Source organism: Pseudomonas sp. 2FE (genome assembly GCF_005503735.1).
Taxonomy (GTDB): domain Bacteria; phylum Pseudomonadota; class Gammaproteobacteria; order Pseudomonadales; family Pseudomonadaceae; genus Aquipseudomonas.
Genome location: NZ_SCMO01000009.1, coordinates 38907 through 52248, shown reverse-complemented (window position 1 = coordinate 52248; position 13342 = coordinate 38907). Strand labels below are relative to the sequence as shown.

General features: G+C 56.3%; 13 protein-coding genes. 1 reads left to right on the top strand and 12 read right to left on the bottom strand.

Translation table 11 applies throughout. The annotated features are described in order from the left end of the window. Nucleotide 1 precedes the first annotated feature (1 nt). The 5 genes from FFS12_RS14210 to FFS12_RS14190 form a co-directional block, all read right to left on the bottom strand. On the bottom strand, nucleotides 2-1408 hold the full coding sequence (locus FFS12_RS14210; RefSeq protein WP_137887528.1) for a conjugal transfer protein TraH: 1407 nt from the start codon (nucleotides 1406-1408) through the stop codon (nucleotides 2-4). After that, the gene (gene traF / locus FFS12_RS14205; RefSeq protein WP_137887526.1) at nucleotides 1405-2430 is read right to left on the bottom strand and encodes a conjugal transfer protein TraF; all 1026 of its coding nucleotides are present in this window, start codon (nucleotides 2428-2430) and stop codon (nucleotides 1405-1407) included. Before traF ends, FFS12_RS14210 begins: the two co-directional genes overlap by 4 nt. A gap of 120 nt (nucleotides 2431-2550) precedes the next feature. Further along, a complete protein-coding gene (locus FFS12_RS14200) occupies nucleotides 2551-3666 on the bottom strand; it encodes a toprim domain-containing protein (RefSeq protein ID WP_137887523.1) in 1116 nt (371 codons plus the stop codon). 53 nt (nucleotides 3667-3719) lie between these two features. Continuing rightward, a complete protein-coding gene (locus FFS12_RS14195) occupies nucleotides 3720-4343 on the bottom strand; it encodes a DNA primase (RefSeq protein WP_137887520.1) in 624 nt (207 codons plus the stop codon). Then, entirely contained in the window at nucleotides 4343-4657 is a 315-nt protein-coding gene (locus tag FFS12_RS14190; protein ID WP_137887517.1) for a hypothetical protein, read from the bottom strand. Before FFS12_RS14190 ends, FFS12_RS14195 begins: the two co-directional genes overlap by 1 nt. Before the next feature lie 413 nt (nucleotides 4658-5070). On the opposite strand from FFS12_RS14190, the gene FFS12_RS14185 reads away from it, so the two are divergent. Then, a complete protein-coding gene (locus FFS12_RS14185; RefSeq protein ID WP_137887515.1) occupies nucleotides 5071-5754 on the top strand; it encodes a hypothetical protein in 684 nt (227 codons plus the stop codon). Between the two features lie 252 nt (nucleotides 5755-6006). Here FFS12_RS14185 and FFS12_RS14180 read toward each other — a convergent pair whose 3' ends face one another. From FFS12_RS14180 to traA, 7 genes are all read right to left on the bottom strand, one after another. Next, nucleotides 6007-6711, bottom strand: coding sequence for a nuclease-related domain-containing protein (locus tag FFS12_RS14180; RefSeq protein WP_137887512.1), 705 nt, complete (start codon nucleotides 6709-6711; stop codon nucleotides 6007-6009). Between the two features lie 40 nt (nucleotides 6712-6751). Continuing rightward, nucleotides 6752-7798 (bottom strand): TraU family protein, encoded by a 1047-nt coding sequence (locus tag FFS12_RS14175; RefSeq protein ID WP_137887509.1) that lies wholly within the window; start codon nucleotides 7796-7798, stop codon nucleotides 6752-6754. Beyond that, complete coding sequence (locus FFS12_RS14170; protein WP_137887507.1) at nucleotides 7788-9026, bottom strand: TrbC family F-type conjugative pilus assembly protein; 1239 nt, start codon at nucleotides 9024-9026, stop codon at nucleotides 7788-7790. The genes FFS12_RS14175 and FFS12_RS14170 overlap by 11 nt, the downstream gene beginning before the upstream one ends. Then, nucleotides 9020-9592 (bottom strand): S26 family signal peptidase, encoded by a 573-nt coding sequence (locus tag FFS12_RS14165; protein ID WP_137887505.1) that lies wholly within the window; start codon nucleotides 9590-9592, stop codon nucleotides 9020-9022. The genes FFS12_RS14170 and FFS12_RS14165 overlap by 7 nt, the downstream gene beginning before the upstream one ends. After that, on the bottom strand, nucleotides 9592-12057 hold the full coding sequence (gene traC, locus FFS12_RS14160; protein WP_137887504.1) for a type IV secretion system protein TraC: 2466 nt from the start codon (nucleotides 12055-12057) through the stop codon (nucleotides 9592-9594). The genes FFS12_RS14165 and traC overlap by 1 nt, the downstream gene beginning before the upstream one ends. An 11-nt stretch (nucleotides 12058-12068) precedes the next feature. After that, entirely contained in the window at nucleotides 12069-12782 is a 714-nt protein-coding gene (locus tag FFS12_RS14155) for a DsbC family protein (RefSeq protein ID WP_137887502.1), read from the bottom strand. Nucleotides 12783-12901: 119 nt separating this feature from the next. After that, on the bottom strand, nucleotides 12902-13246 hold the full coding sequence (gene traA, locus FFS12_RS14150) for a TraA family conjugative transfer protein (protein ID WP_137887499.1): 345 nt from the start codon (nucleotides 13244-13246) through the stop codon (nucleotides 12902-12904). Nucleotides 13247-13342: the final 96 nt, after the last annotated feature.

Sequence of the window (13342 nt, the reverse complement as noted above, 5' to 3'; positions counted from 1 at the left end):
TTTAATTGCCAGTGCTTTGGCTCGACGAGCTTTGTGGCAGGCTGCCGTTGTCGAACGAAGGTGCCATCTGGAGCATTTTCGCCGCCTGATCGTCAGCATCCTTGCCCTGCATCGCTTCCTGAACGTAGACCGTGTATTCGTTCATGACTTGGCCCTTGGTTTCCCGCAACTCTTCAAGCACTTTGGGGGCGTCGACCATGCTCAGGCTGGTCAATCCCTTCTCTGTGTGGCCGATTAGCTGAAGGATCACGGAGAGCGCGGCATCTGCTGCGATTTTCTTAGCGAACAGGTCGAGATAGTCGTAGCCGGCTTGAGCGCCTGCTTTCTGGGTGATCTTTATGAGGTTGATGCCTACTCGGCTCGAAGCGAGGTAGGCGATACGGTTTCCGTCTACCGGAGAGGCCTGACCCTTTGCGAACTTCTCAAGAACACCATTGGTCTTGAGGTCTTCTATGATTCGCTTTTCAAGGCCTTTGAACGAGCCAAGGTCTCTCGGCTCAGGCTTGAGGCAGTCCGGCTCGCCGGAGCTGTCGCAGTCGTAGACCTGGAAGTCAGCGTCCTCGGAACCCTCGATAAAGACCTTCAGGCCTTTGTCCTTGATGAGGCTGGCAATTGGCGTCGCGCCGAAGGTTTTGCCGCCCTTGTCATCGCTCAGCAGGGAGACCGAGTAGGAACCGACGAGCGACAGGATGTACTCAGCGTTTTCGTCACTACCGAAAAGGATCTGGGACTTCAGGCCGGATTTCTCCATTGCACACCAGAGGACGTTACCCACGTTGTTGCACATTTCGGCCTTGCCTGCGGAAGCAAGCCTATTGGCTGGAGAGTCCTCTTTAGTGGACTTGGCACCGAAGAAGTCGTCGGAGACGTTAGACCCAAAGGAGGTCATTGCGGACTTGAAGTCGCTGGTCTCCTCGAACGCCTTTTTGGCATTGGTCACCAGGCCGCTCGCAAGCTGGCAGGAGTTCGAGAACATCTGATTCAACGACTGGATCTTGTTCGCCAGGTTGCGGATTACGCCTCCTGTTTGCGCATCCATAGCATCGAGGGCGAGCTCAAACGCGAAGCCGGAGACGATACCTGCTGCGTTGGAGGCGACGTTGCGCATCAGCGCCACAAATTCTTCGCCGTTGATAAAGCTAAACGAGCCCGAGTAGAGGTTGATCCCGCCGCAGCCGCCCTTCGCGCTCGGCGGTGTAATGCTGATCATGGTGGTAGTGGTGATCCTGTTTCGCAGAACCACGCCCCCACCCGTGATCACACCCCGCGTTGCCGTCTGGTATGCGCCAGGGCTGGTCACGTTGATCATGCCGGAGAACATCTCGTTCACCTGCTGCGAGATATTTGCCGAAGCCCCGGTCGGGACGGCAAGTAGTGCGACCACAATGGCCAGCAGTTTCAGTTTCATTTGCCACCTCCGTTATCTTTCAGGAATGCACGCCGGGCCTCTTTGCGCATTCTGGCTACGAATTCGTCTGGTTTGCTGGTTGCGTCAGGCGGGGCATCGGAGAGCTTGGTAGCGTCGATAAGCCCCATGGTGTTCAAGCGGGAAGTCGATTGGTATTCCTGGTCAGAGATCAAACCAGCGTCTTTTGCGGCGATCAGAATTCTGCTTGTCGCGGTCTCCATCGAGATCGTGCTGAAGCTCACGATCTGAACGTCATTCGGTGGGATGGCGATGGCCAGGGCCGGTGCGGCGATGATCCCGAGCTGCTTGGCGAGACCAGTGTCGTACTGGGTGTTTGGGTATTTGCCACTAGGCAATGGCGCCCCGTCCATGGAAACGGGCAGCACAGGGAAGCCGTACTTGAACTCAAGGGCTGAGAGGGCAGAGATAGCCTGTTCGCAGAGAATGCAGTCGTTGCCGTTGTAGAAAAACACCAGGGAAGAGTTGCCCGCGATCAGTTTCATGAGGGCTTCTTTCTGCTTTCCTGCTGCTGTCGCCAGTGCATCGGAGGCGGCGTTGGAAGCCGGGTAGCGCATGTCCTCGTCGAGATACGGGTCGTTGCGGATAGCCTCGACGGAGTGGCGGGAGAAGCGCTCGGCCTTGTCCAGCATGATTCGTTGGGCGTAGTAGTAAGCCTCGACGTTTTCTCTGGTTGGGTTGTCCATGGCTTTGTCGCGGAGCTTGGGCAGCATCTCCCTGATCCAGGCCACGCTGCCGGTCGGTGGTAGATCAGGCTCGGCAGGCGCTGGTTCGGGAGATTTGTTCTCCTCGGGAGCCTTGGCCTCCGGCGGCTGTGCTTTCTTTTCAAGCTCCGGCTCGGGTTCCGGCTCTTCGTACCAAAACCAGCCACGTTCCTTGTCTGAATAGAAGGACTTGCCCGCGACCTGGGGAGTGTTCGACTCGGCTTTATCCGTGTCGGCAGCAAGCGCGTGCCCGCTGATAGCGGCAGCGAGCACTAGAGTTGCGAAGTTGGTAGGGGTCATATTTCCGACTGGCCACAGTTTTGGATGCTCGGATTGTGAGCGTTAGCCAGAAGCATTTGGCGCGTTTTCAGGCGCTTTTATGGTCGGAAAAAGAGGGTTTTAGTTGGGGTGGTCAGAGACCTACCGCTGAGCGCGGTAAGTCTCGTGACCGATGAAGCCAATGGAACCACGTTGAAGAAGAACGTCATTCCAATCGACCCCTTTGGAGCCGTCCGGGACAGGCATGTCAGGCAGCATGATTTGCGCCTTGATACCCATTTCCCATAGACGTTTTTTCAATGCCATTGCAGCATTTTGACCACCTTCCTTGCGATCCTTGTCAGCCCAGATACGGACTGCCTTGGTGCAGGCTGGCGGGGTAAAGCACTCCAGCAGATACGAGTTCACTAGGGGCCACACGGGGAAGCCCATAGCTGTCTCTACCGAAAGAGCGGTCTCCAGCCCTTCGCACACGTTGAGGATCTCTCCTGGGCGTGATGTTTGAACCGCACAGCCTGGGAGCTTGCGGTCGCTGGGGATGGGGAACATCTTCTTCGGCTCCGGCAGTTTCGCTTTCTCTCCCTTGGCGGTCAGGTAGTGACGGTTGATGGTCACAGCCTGCCCTTCCGGGTCAGTCAGCAAGCAGACGATTCCTGGATGCCGCGAGCGCTTGCCCTTCTCATCCTTGTAAGTCAGAGATGGGTGGAAGCGAACGTAGCGGCTCAGCTCTTTACGATCCCACGCGAGAATGCCTCGTGAGCGTAGATAGAGCCTTGCGGGCTCAGCGGTTGGATCTGTGAGAGGAACAGAGTTCTTCCACAGCTTGCGCATAGCTTCACGCAACCAGTCATCTGATGCTTTATCAACGACTACCGGCGCTTCACGAACCACTTTGATTGGCTCGATCCGACCGATAGCTGTTCGACCGTAGGGGTCTTTCACCCCAAGCAGCGAACCAACCTCTTGCAAGGCCGTGTGGAAGTCCCAATTGCGAACCCACATGATCAGTGCAAGGCCGTCAGGCTTGATACCGCAGGTCTGGCAGAACCCACCATTGCTGGTGGAGATGGTTTTCTTGAAGATCCGGAAGCCGTCTTTCCCCCCGTGAACGGGGCAAGGACGGGCAGAACCTTTAGCTTGTTGTGCATCGACCAGCTCTGGAGCCAGTTGCTGATAGATGCTCAGCCAGCAGCCTTCAGCGGCTACCAGCACATCTTTTTTCTCGGGGGCGTAACCGCCTTTTGAGGGGTTTGACATGGGGTAACTCCTGTTGGTTGGGGAATGCGCCCGGATGGGCGCACTTTGCTGGCTTATTTCACGACTTTGATCTCCCAGGAATTGCGGTAGGTATCCACCCAATCCTGCTCGATATTGCCGTCGACGGTGATGTCCTTGAGCACTTTCACCGGCTTTTTGCCGAGGAATGTCACGGAGATAACGTCGCCTTTTTCTGCGCCAGAGTTGCGGAGTTGAGACTTAAGCTCGACTCCCCATATCAGGTGCTTGCCAATCCGCAGGTAGAACGATTTCCCGTTCTTCTTGCTGAATCGGTATGGAGCGAAACCCGAACCGGCGTAGGCGCCAGTTACAGACTTGCCCGCAACACCTTGGAAGCTGATCTCTGTTGCTTGCTCAGCGGAATCGTTGTGGTCATTGGCCTCATCGAATGCTGGCATTAGTTCATGGTGATCAGATTCGGCATCTCGGGGGATAAACTCGCCCTTGATTTCATCCAGATCGTTTTCTACGGGTACCACTGCCACTGCGGCTTTGCGAGGGTTGTAGAGTCGGTTGATGACAACTGGCTCTAGCGGTTCGTTGTACTCAACAGGCGCTGTCGGCTCAGGGAGCTTGTGTGCCAGGCGAGATGAAACGATGCAAAGACCTTTTTCCAGGCGGAGGTAACTCGGCACATCGAAATCAACGCGAACCATTACGCTTCCTCCCCACGACGAAGGTAGGTGGGAATGTAGTAATTCTCGTAGTCAATGTGATCGCACCAACTGGTAGTGGGTGCTTCGGGGCGGGCTTTTGACGCTTGAATGCTCAAGCGTTTGGGGCGGTTGCGAAGTTGATCAACGATGGTCTTGAAGATCACATCGGCGTTCATCAGTACAACAGCGAGAGCTACGCAAAACACGAACGGCAGGAGCGCCGTCATGACGTGCGGGACGTACAAAGCTCCCAGTGTTGCCACGAGGAAGCCATACGCAGAGAGCACTTTCACCTTGAGGGTTTCGGATGCCATTTTTTCAGTTCTCCATTTTTTAAAGACGGAGAACCCCCTAACGGGTAGTTCCCGTCAGGGTTTTTTGAGACAAAAAAAGGAAGCCGAGGCTTCCTTTTATGTTCGGCCACACGCTGAGGCGTGGCTAGGTTTATAAGCTGACAAGCTCAGCTTGGCTTTGCTACCAAGGCCAAAGGCGCTTGGGTTACCAGTGTCAGCAGCATGCTGGCACTTAGGTTCATAGCCTCAGTGAGGCAAGTTCATGATCGACTTACGCCGATGGGTGGACGAATTCTCGCTGCGGTATGGATGGCGAGTCAACTGCAAAATGCAACCCTTCTATTTCAGACGCTAAAACGGTTAGAAAGCGAGCCCTGATGTCTCGTGAAGCTGTTGGAATAGCTTTGCCACCAACAGCAATAGGAGACATCTCTATGGCAGCCACTAAACCCGCAGCGGTCAAGTACCAATACTCGAAGCCCTCGCTCAAAGGGGTCATGAACCTCAATACCGAGCAGGCAAAATTCTTTGCGGGCAACCGCTTCGACAGCCTGATGACCGCACTGTTCATCGTCGACGTGACATCCCGTAACCTGGCAAAACGCCTGAAAACCTTCAACCACAAAGCCGTGGTCGATGCCGTGTCGTCGAAGATTGAAGCCATGGAAACCTCGATCAACGACGAGATCGTGCGGCTTGAAACCATGCTCACCAGCCTCGGTGTAACCGAGCGCGCAGGGTACAGCTCCCCGCTCGTCCGTGAGTTCCAGGTCACCAGCCCTGAAATCAAACGTATGAGCAAGGTGCTCCAGTCTTTCGACACCCTCATCACTTTGGTCGATACCGCCTGGTTGGGCGAAAAGATCGAGTCCAGCGAGGCCGAAGAATTCCGCGTCGCAAAGAGCGACAAGATGGCCAAGCTGATCCGTTCCCTGGTTGGGCTTGGTCAGAGCGCCCGCGTCAAGGCCTACTCTAGTAAGTCGGCTGAACTTAAGGCTGAGATCGAGAAGGTCGAAGCGGCTGTTCTGACTGAAAAGGCAGCTCGTGAGGCCTCTGGCTTCATTGAGCAAGAGGTGCCGGCAGACCAACTCGATTCCCTCGAAGAGGCAGCGGCGTAGACAAAAGTCGAAGGCCCCGGAAACGGGGCCTTTTGGTGAAGGGACAGAAGATGCTAGAAGACGACCTCAATTCTTTATTTGACTCTCCGGTACAGTTGACGCGCCGAACTCGGCGGGCTTCCCGTGAGCCAACTCCTCAACGTGAAGTTAGCCAGGTGTGGAACGAGTTGTACTCTGATAAGCCCCTTCCTGCCGAGAAAGATGAACCTTTCTGGGACAAAGAGGCCATTTTTGCTCTGATCATATCGGCCATTATTGGCGCGATGATTGGGATTCCTCTGGGGTTCTATCTGCACGGCTGAGGCCGTCATTCCTTGCGGTTCGTGCCTTGAGCTTTTCAACGTGCCTTCTGGCAGCCCAGTACCCCCCTTTGATGCGCCTCCGCTGTAACGCCCCCTCAATCGAAACAACATGGCCCCGAGTGAAAACAGGGGCCTTATACGAGCGGATCTGCTTGATCACGCCCCAGATTGAATGGACTCGCTCCGGCATATCGTTCTCGAATGTCGCTTGCCCCGCCATTACCGCGTAACTGTGGATTTTCTGCGAATGGATTCCTGTCGCCTTCTGGACAGCTTTAACGTGCGCGTAGTTCTGCATTAACGGGTTCTGCACCCGATATTTTCGCCGGCCAACAATTTGAATCCACTGATCTGGGGCCTGGTGGTCTACAAGGATTCGGCCCTTGAAACACTTGGTTTCGAGCACGAAGATCCCGAAGCGTGACACAACTATGTGGTCTATCTGGGTCGACTCTTCGCGGGTCTGTCCCCGGTATATCGCATTGGCGTAGACCTTGTACTGCCCGCTTAGGCACAGGCGCAGCATAAAGTTGACCTTGTACTCGCCCCACCACCCTCGGTAGGCGGGAGTCTCCAACAAGCGCAGGTGCGCAATGGCGGCGATGACGGCAAGGACAAAAACGGGGGGAAGGTAAAGAATTAGGAAATCAGTCATGCACACAGAGCCGCCCTTTCGGACGGCCTCTCCTATCGGTTCAGAGTTTCGAGCAGCAGTCAGTCCAGCGCCAGTAGAGGTACATGGCATCGTTCCCGGTGCCTGGGACGTGGCGACTTGTCCCGCCGTCCCAGATTTGCGGCGGAGTGCCAAGCCACATTGACTTGGTGTTCTGTGATTTAGGCCAGAACTGCGTTATGCGGTATTGGCTCTTCGGGATGGTCGGGTAGAAGCCAGCCTTGCAAAGGTTTTCATCTCCCATCGTGCGACGTGCAAGCCCACGTCTGTGCTGCTGAGCCATGATACGGGCCGATGCTAGCGCAGTAGTCCTGTTTGCATCTTGTGCAACCGAAACACCAGCCATGGGGTAAATCCCTCCCCACGCTCCTGTACACCACCACAGCGACTCCAGAGGCTCTTTGCCTGCTGACACCAAGGCTGTTTCAGCAGCGCATGCCGCGATAGCGAGAGGATTTGCCACTGCGGCTGACTCGGGATGCTGGAAGAACGCCAAGGTGCCGTTATTCCAGGTCGGGTCAATCTCAGTGAAGGCGATGATGTCCACGTCTAGATAGCCGTCCGGGTTGCACTTGGTCGGCGTGTACAGGTCGAGGATCTGAAGGAGCGGGAAGGCGAAGAGGTGCGCGTGGTAGAACGATCCAGCAGCCTGCCCAGTAATCGACTGGTTGTCCTGCCGCAAGCGGCCATAGCTTCGCTTGTTCCCAAGAGGCAGGGTCGCGCCGCCGAGAGATGGCGAGCATCCCGGCTTGCGGACGACTTCTAGCATCCTCGCCGGCTCCCACATGGCAGTGACGATGCCCGGCTTGAAGATACCCGAGGTACCTTGCTCGCAGACGCAGAAGACCTTCTTCGAGGCCTTCGCAGGGGCTATGCCAGGCGTTATCTGCACCCCAGATACCCGAATCGGGAAAAGGCATGTCCAGCAGATGTCCGTAAAGAGCTTTGGCCCGAACAGCCCTGAGTCTTCACACATCACCTCCCCGTTAGCCGCGTCAGCAGCCTGACCTGGCAGGGCAAACAGCATCAAGCAGAACAGGAGAACCGTACCGGCGGACTTACTGAGCATTGCTGTTGTCTCCCTCGAAGGTTGTACGCGCCACTTCGCGAACGATGAAATTCTTGTCGTCGGCGGTCACGACAGATGGCGCTCGAAGGATCTGGAATCGTTCGGCCATGTCTGGCGGCAGGACGTACAGAGGTGCATCGAGCGCGTCCTGGATTCCGTTGAACAGATCCCAACCAGAGGACGGGGGAATCTGGGTAGCCATGACTGTTACTGTGAGGCTCTTGCTGTGCTCTGCGTACTCGCGCTTGGCCAACTCAACCTGCCATGGCTGCGTGGGGTCGATCACCACCAACTTCTGATCGAAGGGCATGATGTCCAGGGGATTTATTCTCCCGGCCTTCTGTACCACGTTCCCGCTGTTATCCAGGATGTCCTGAGGGATGATCACGGAGGCGTCCACCAGACGGGTCGCACTCTCGATCACAGGCGGAAGTGGATGGCCCTTTTGGTTGTCCCAGAAACTTGTAATGGCTCGCTGCTTCATGGCCTCAGTATCGAGTGCCTCAATACGCTGCTTGGCGACTTCCATCAGGTCGGGCTCAATGACCTCGCTCGTGGTGCCGATGGTGCCTAGATCCCCGGTCTTGCCCTCTTTGATCGCGGACTCGATGTACGTCACAGAGGACGAGCCGGTGGCCATGGCGATGAGCTTGTTCGAGGGCGATTCGACCACGATGGAAGGAACGGCACTGATTCCGTGGCGCTGGAACGCGAGCGGATCGAGGAGGACGCTGACGGTGCTCTGCGTTTCCTGAGTGAGCATGTGCATCTTGCTCACGGCGTCAGCCATGGACATGCCGTCCGGGATGCCACGGAACACGATGCCGACAGCGGGGAATCCGTCGAAGGACGCAAGGATGTCCTTCAGTGCAGCGGCACCCATCGACCAAGAGACGAAGATCAGGGTGCGATTACCCTCTCCGAGAGGATGTTTTTTCTCTCGATCAAGCGCTTCTTGAGGCACTTCGGCGGTCTGTTCCGGTTCAGGCTCATCTAGGCCCTGTGGAACCACCCTGCTCGCCATATCGGAGATCCAGCGCATGTCCTCGCTGTTGCTCTCTGCGGAGCTGTTGGCCTTCGCAGAATTACTGAGCTGCTTGGCCTGATCAACCAAAGCTGGATCGAGGTCTTTGAGGTCGTACTTCTTGATGCCTAGGTCATCGCCAGCGTGAGCCAGGGTGCAACTCATAGCCAGCGCGATGCTTAGCGCAAGATTCATTTTCACCATAGCGGGTAGGCCTTTCCGATGATTTGATCCGCGCCGACAGAGCCCCAGTAGCGGGAGTCGAACGAATCGGAGGTTTTGCCGAAGAACCAATACCGGCCACGGTCGATGCTTCCCTTCCTGACGTACCGTTGAGGGTCAACTCGCTGGTCGATGGCAACCTGTAGGCCTTCGGCAACCTGGCTGCCGTTGATCGTGGTCTGCTCGAGGGTCACTTCCACCTGATCGCCAGGCATGCCCTCGAGGACTTTTACGATGGTTGTTCCATCAGCAAAGATTGGGCTGAGGCCGTTGGATCTGAAGGCGAATATTTCCCCTCGGACTGGCTCTACGCTCGTTTTGTCGATCAACCAGACCCGGTACGGCGGCAGGCAAAGGGATTTCTGGGTAGCAATGGCGATTGAGTAACGGCTGGCCAGCAGCACTACGCTGCCGGCCACCACTGCGGAGAGTACGAGCGCCTTCGCCGCGAAGGTTGCTGTAAGGCGGCTTGCAGCCCTCTCCCGCTCAACTCTTGCGACGGCCCTGCGAACCTTAGAATCCACGCTGAATGGGTTGGTTATGGCCATTACGCGACTTCCGTGATCTCAGGCTCAAAGACGACACCACGATCACGCAGAACGCGGAGAATGGCCTCGTCTTGTGGCATGCCGGTGAGGGTGTAGTTGCGGATCGCCTGCACGTCTTCGGGTGCCGTGGAGTACAGAAGGATCGAGTACGGATCTACGGTGAGACGAGCGATCCCTGCCCCGCGAGGGGTCAGCATGAAGATTTCCGAGTAGTGCCCTTTGTAGGACTTCACTGTCTTCAGGATGCGGTACCCGCCATCGCCCAGCGGCAGGCGTTTATTCTCCTGGATGGCGTCGATGGCCTCAGCCTTCTGGCCCAGCAGCAGGGTGAACGCAGAGTTCTCTGCGATGGCACGACCGACCTTGTTTTGGTACAGGTCGTTGACGCCCTGAGTGATCACGATGGCCGAGCCACCATATTTGCGGAAGCGGCGGTAGCCATGTTCGATAAACTCGCCCACGTTGCCCTGCGATAGCAGCGACCATGCTTCATCGATGATCACGATTTTCGGGCGGTCACGCTCGCCAAGGTACATATCCTGCTGGATCTGGTAGATCAACTGGAGGAGAACAACCTGTTGGAGGTGCTGGCGACCCTTCAGCTCTTCGAGTTCGAGGACGGTGAACGGGTTCTTGAAATTCAGGTTGTTCTTACCGTTGAAGAAGCGTCCGTATTGGCCCTTCGAGGTGAAGGTGAAGAGCTGGTGGCCAATATCCTGGATACGAGCGTCACTGTCGCCCAGAAGTGATTCGGCGATGTTGTCGACGATCATCGCCTTGCCAAGGGTTTCCCAAGCGTTTGTCAGGTGTTTCTTGAGGCCAGCCGTTTGGTAATCACTGAGCGGAACAGTTGGGGCAGCCATAGCGGAAAGCAGCCCAACCAGAACGTCCTCCTCTTCGGAGTAGTCCTCAATCAGCTCAAAGGGATTTAGGCAGATTTGGGACTCCTGGTCGAAGCGCGCAAAGTCGCCTTGGTAGGCGTCGCACAGCTTCAGGTAGGAGAGGCCAACGTCGATAACCCAGACTTTCGCCCCAATGCTCAGGTACGAGGTGATCAAATAGTTCGTTGCAAAGGACTTACCCGAGCCCGACTGTGCGGCAATAGTGGCGTTGTAATTAGTGTCCGAGTCAAACAGGTTGAAACTGATTGGTTGGCCATTCCGGGAAATGAACGGCGCAACTTGGGTACCAGTGCCCTTCCAGTCGCCGTAGATCGGCAACAGGGGCAGCGCCTGAGCCAGGCTCATCGTCTTGAAGCGGAAAAGGTCTTTCATCGCTTCTGGATCGGCGCACATCGGTAGCGAGTTCAGGAATACCGGCAGGACGACAAACTTGTCCTCCATGAACTTGAAGCCTTGGGTGGCAAAGTGGCTCTTGGCATTCGAGGCAGCTTGAATCAGTTCCTCACGATTGCGGCCAAATACGGCAATGGTCATTGTGGTCTGGACGTTGGGAAGTCCCTTGTCCAGGTCGTCGAACAGCGTGTCGTAGGCATCCGCCGTTTTGCGCAGCAGCGGCACGAAATGAACCATCGGCCCGAAGCTCTGGTTGATCGAGAACTGGCGACTTTTGGCCAGCTTGTCTTTCGTCGACAGTTGCGGTGGGAAGTAGATGGTCAAGTTGATGATGCAGTTGCCGCGAATACCGCCCCGCTGGGACAGGATGTCAGCGAGGTATTGCGAGGCATCGCCTTGCCACATCACGTCCGGGAAACGCTTGGCAGAGAGCGTTCTGACAAAACAGTCATCGCCGATCTGTAGGTGATCCTTCTTCACGTCAAGGCTGCGGTTGTAGTCGAGGATCTGCTCATTCAGCGGCTTGTCGGTTTCAGCCTCCATGTGTGGGTCATCGCGCCAGGAAGCCGTTGGCCCCTGGTTGAGAATCGAGCTGAAGAGTTCTCGGTAAGAATGGTTGGTCAACGGTACTGGAGCCAGGTTGCAGCTATCCAGTGAGGTGCGGAGCCCGTCAAACAACTCCTTGGTCATGGCTACCTCGACATCGGTCGGGAGGGCATTCGCAATCGGTACGGTCACGGAGATTACGAGGTTCTGCTCACGAATGCGGACACCCGAAATGGAATCAACAGGCCGCATGGTGCGGTCGCTGAAATACTCCGCTCGCGCATCTGTCACCTTCCTCAGCAGGGCTTGCGTTTCGACGGGGAGATCCGAACGATCGGCCTCACGAAACGACCTCCGCAGGCGCAGGAAGCCCGACTTCATCTTGTTGATGTTCTCGGTGCAGATCAGGCTGAACTGAATGGTGGTTTTTTCTGGCCAGTCAACAGTCAGGCCGGCTTTCAGGCGATCACCCTCGTCGCCATTGGAGCCGGAAAGCGGCGAGCACAGGAAGGCAAAACCGAGACGATTGCCGGTCAGTTGGAACAGGTAGAGGTTCGGCTCGTAAGCTAGGCCGTTGATGAGCTTCGCCAAACGCGGTGTAGTGTGGATGAGCGACTTCAGCATGTGCGGATACCTTATTTCGAGCGATTGGTTTCGATCCAGGCCCGAAGCCCTTCAGCGGGCTTGCCCATGTGAGTAAGCCCGTCATTACGGATCAGGAAGGGGACGTTTCGGACTCCGAGGAATTGCGCGGTAGTACGCCGTTTCATGATGATGTCGATGTTGCAGCCGCCTTCCGGCAGTTGGGCTAGAGGGGTGGTCATGTCGCCAGAAACGCCGGCTTTCCAGGCAGCAACCTTGTCTTCAGCGCAGAGCATTTCTTTCGTGCGAATGGCGCTCTCTTTGCTCAGAACGGGCAGCATGAGAACGTCCAGTCGGTAGCCGTCAGGGAGTGAAGACCGCGCCTCGGCTATGATTTCCTTGCAGTAGCCGCAGGCCGGGTCGGAAAACATGGTCACTGCCTTGTCACCATTCCCGATGGTCATTGGCGCGAGGTCTTTGAAGCCGACATTGGCTCTATCGACGGGGATGTAATTGGCCGCGATGCGAGCGTCTTCCAGGGTCGTCAGTTCTTTCTGAGCCCAGGTGTCATATACCTTGCCCTGAATAATGAATCGCCCGGTGTCGCTGATAATGGCGAACTTGCCGTTCTTCTCGATGGCCAGCATGCCGGCGGCGGGAAGCATCACAACTTTGTCAGCGTTCTTCTGGGCAATGTCTTGAGCGAAGGCATTGCAGGCGAGCGCGAGCAATGAAAGGGAGATGATGGCGCGGGTTGATTTGAGCATCTGAGCGACTCCTGATTTATTACACACAGGGTATGGGGCTCAGAAAAGAAAAGGCCTCTTTTTCAGGACGTTTTAGCGTCGGAAAAAGAGGCCTTTTAGGGAGGGCTACCCAGAGAGTATTAGAAGCCCACGGGCAGTGCTTGCAGCGCGTTGGTAACGGCAGCGGCAGCCGGGATGGTAGCGGTCATGATCGACTCGATAACGTCCGGGGCAGCGTAGAGACCAACACCACCGCCTACGCCGGTCACGAACGGCATCAGGGACTGGCGCAGAACGCCGGCACCGATGCCGGTCAGGATCATCAGGCCGATCAGGATGCGACCCAGGGTGCCTTGCATCCACTCGGTCAGGGTGATCCATACGGTGTCGAAGGTGTCACCACCAGTACCTGCCAGAGCGGTACCAGCAACGAGCATGGCTGCGGCTAGGGCGAAGGTTTGAAGCGTAGCTTTGTTGACTTGCATCGGTTTGCTCCCGGTCGTTTTGATATGCGCAGGGCCTGCGCTCGATGTCTATTTTTGAGCTTTTCAACAGGCTTAGGGATCGTTTTCAGGCGCTTT

Bases quoted from the DNA above. Each gene is read 5' to 3' on its own strand.
- FFS12_RS14210 (WP_137887528.1), bottom strand. From the start codon at position 1,408: ATGAAACTGAAACTGCTGGCCATTGTGGTCGCACTACTTGCCGTCCCG.
- traF (WP_137887526.1), bottom strand. From the start codon at position 2,430: ATGACCCCTACCAACTTCGCAACTCTAGTGCTCGCTGCCGCTATCAGC.
- FFS12_RS14200 (WP_137887523.1), bottom strand. From the start codon at position 3,666: ATGTCAAACCCCTCAAAAGGCGGTTACGCCCCCGAGAAAAAAGATGTG.
- FFS12_RS14195 (WP_137887520.1), bottom strand. From the start codon at position 4,343: ATGGTTCGCGTTGATTTCGATGTGCCGAGTTACCTCCGCCTGGAAAAA.
- FFS12_RS14190 (WP_137887517.1), bottom strand. From the start codon at position 4,657: ATGGCATCCGAAACCCTCAAGGTGAAAGTGCTCTCTGCGTATGGCTTC.
- FFS12_RS14185 (WP_137887515.1), top strand. From the start codon at position 5,071: ATGGCAGCCACTAAACCCGCAGCGGTCAAGTACCAATACTCGAAGCCC.
- FFS12_RS14180 (WP_137887512.1), bottom strand. From the start codon at position 6,711: ATGACTGATTTCCTAATTCTTTACCTTCCCCCCGTTTTTGTCCTTGCC.
- FFS12_RS14175 (WP_137887509.1), bottom strand. From the start codon at position 7,798: ATGCTCAGTAAGTCCGCCGGTACGGTTCTCCTGTTCTGCTTGATGCTG.
- FFS12_RS14170 (WP_137887507.1), bottom strand. From the start codon at position 9,026: ATGGTGAAAATGAATCTTGCGCTAAGCATCGCGCTGGCTATGAGTTGC.
- FFS12_RS14165 (WP_137887505.1), bottom strand. From the start codon at position 9,592: ATGGCCATAACCAACCCATTCAGCGTGGATTCTAAGGTTCGCAGGGCC.
- traC (WP_137887504.1), bottom strand. From the start codon at position 12,057: ATGCTGAAGTCGCTCATCCACACTACACCGCGTTTGGCGAAGCTCATC.
- FFS12_RS14155 (WP_137887502.1), bottom strand. From the start codon at position 12,782: ATGCTCAAATCAACCCGCGCCATCATCTCCCTTTCATTGCTCGCGCTC.
- traA (WP_137887499.1), bottom strand. From the start codon at position 13,246: ATGCAAGTCAACAAAGCTACGCTTCAAACCTTCGCCCTAGCCGCAGCC.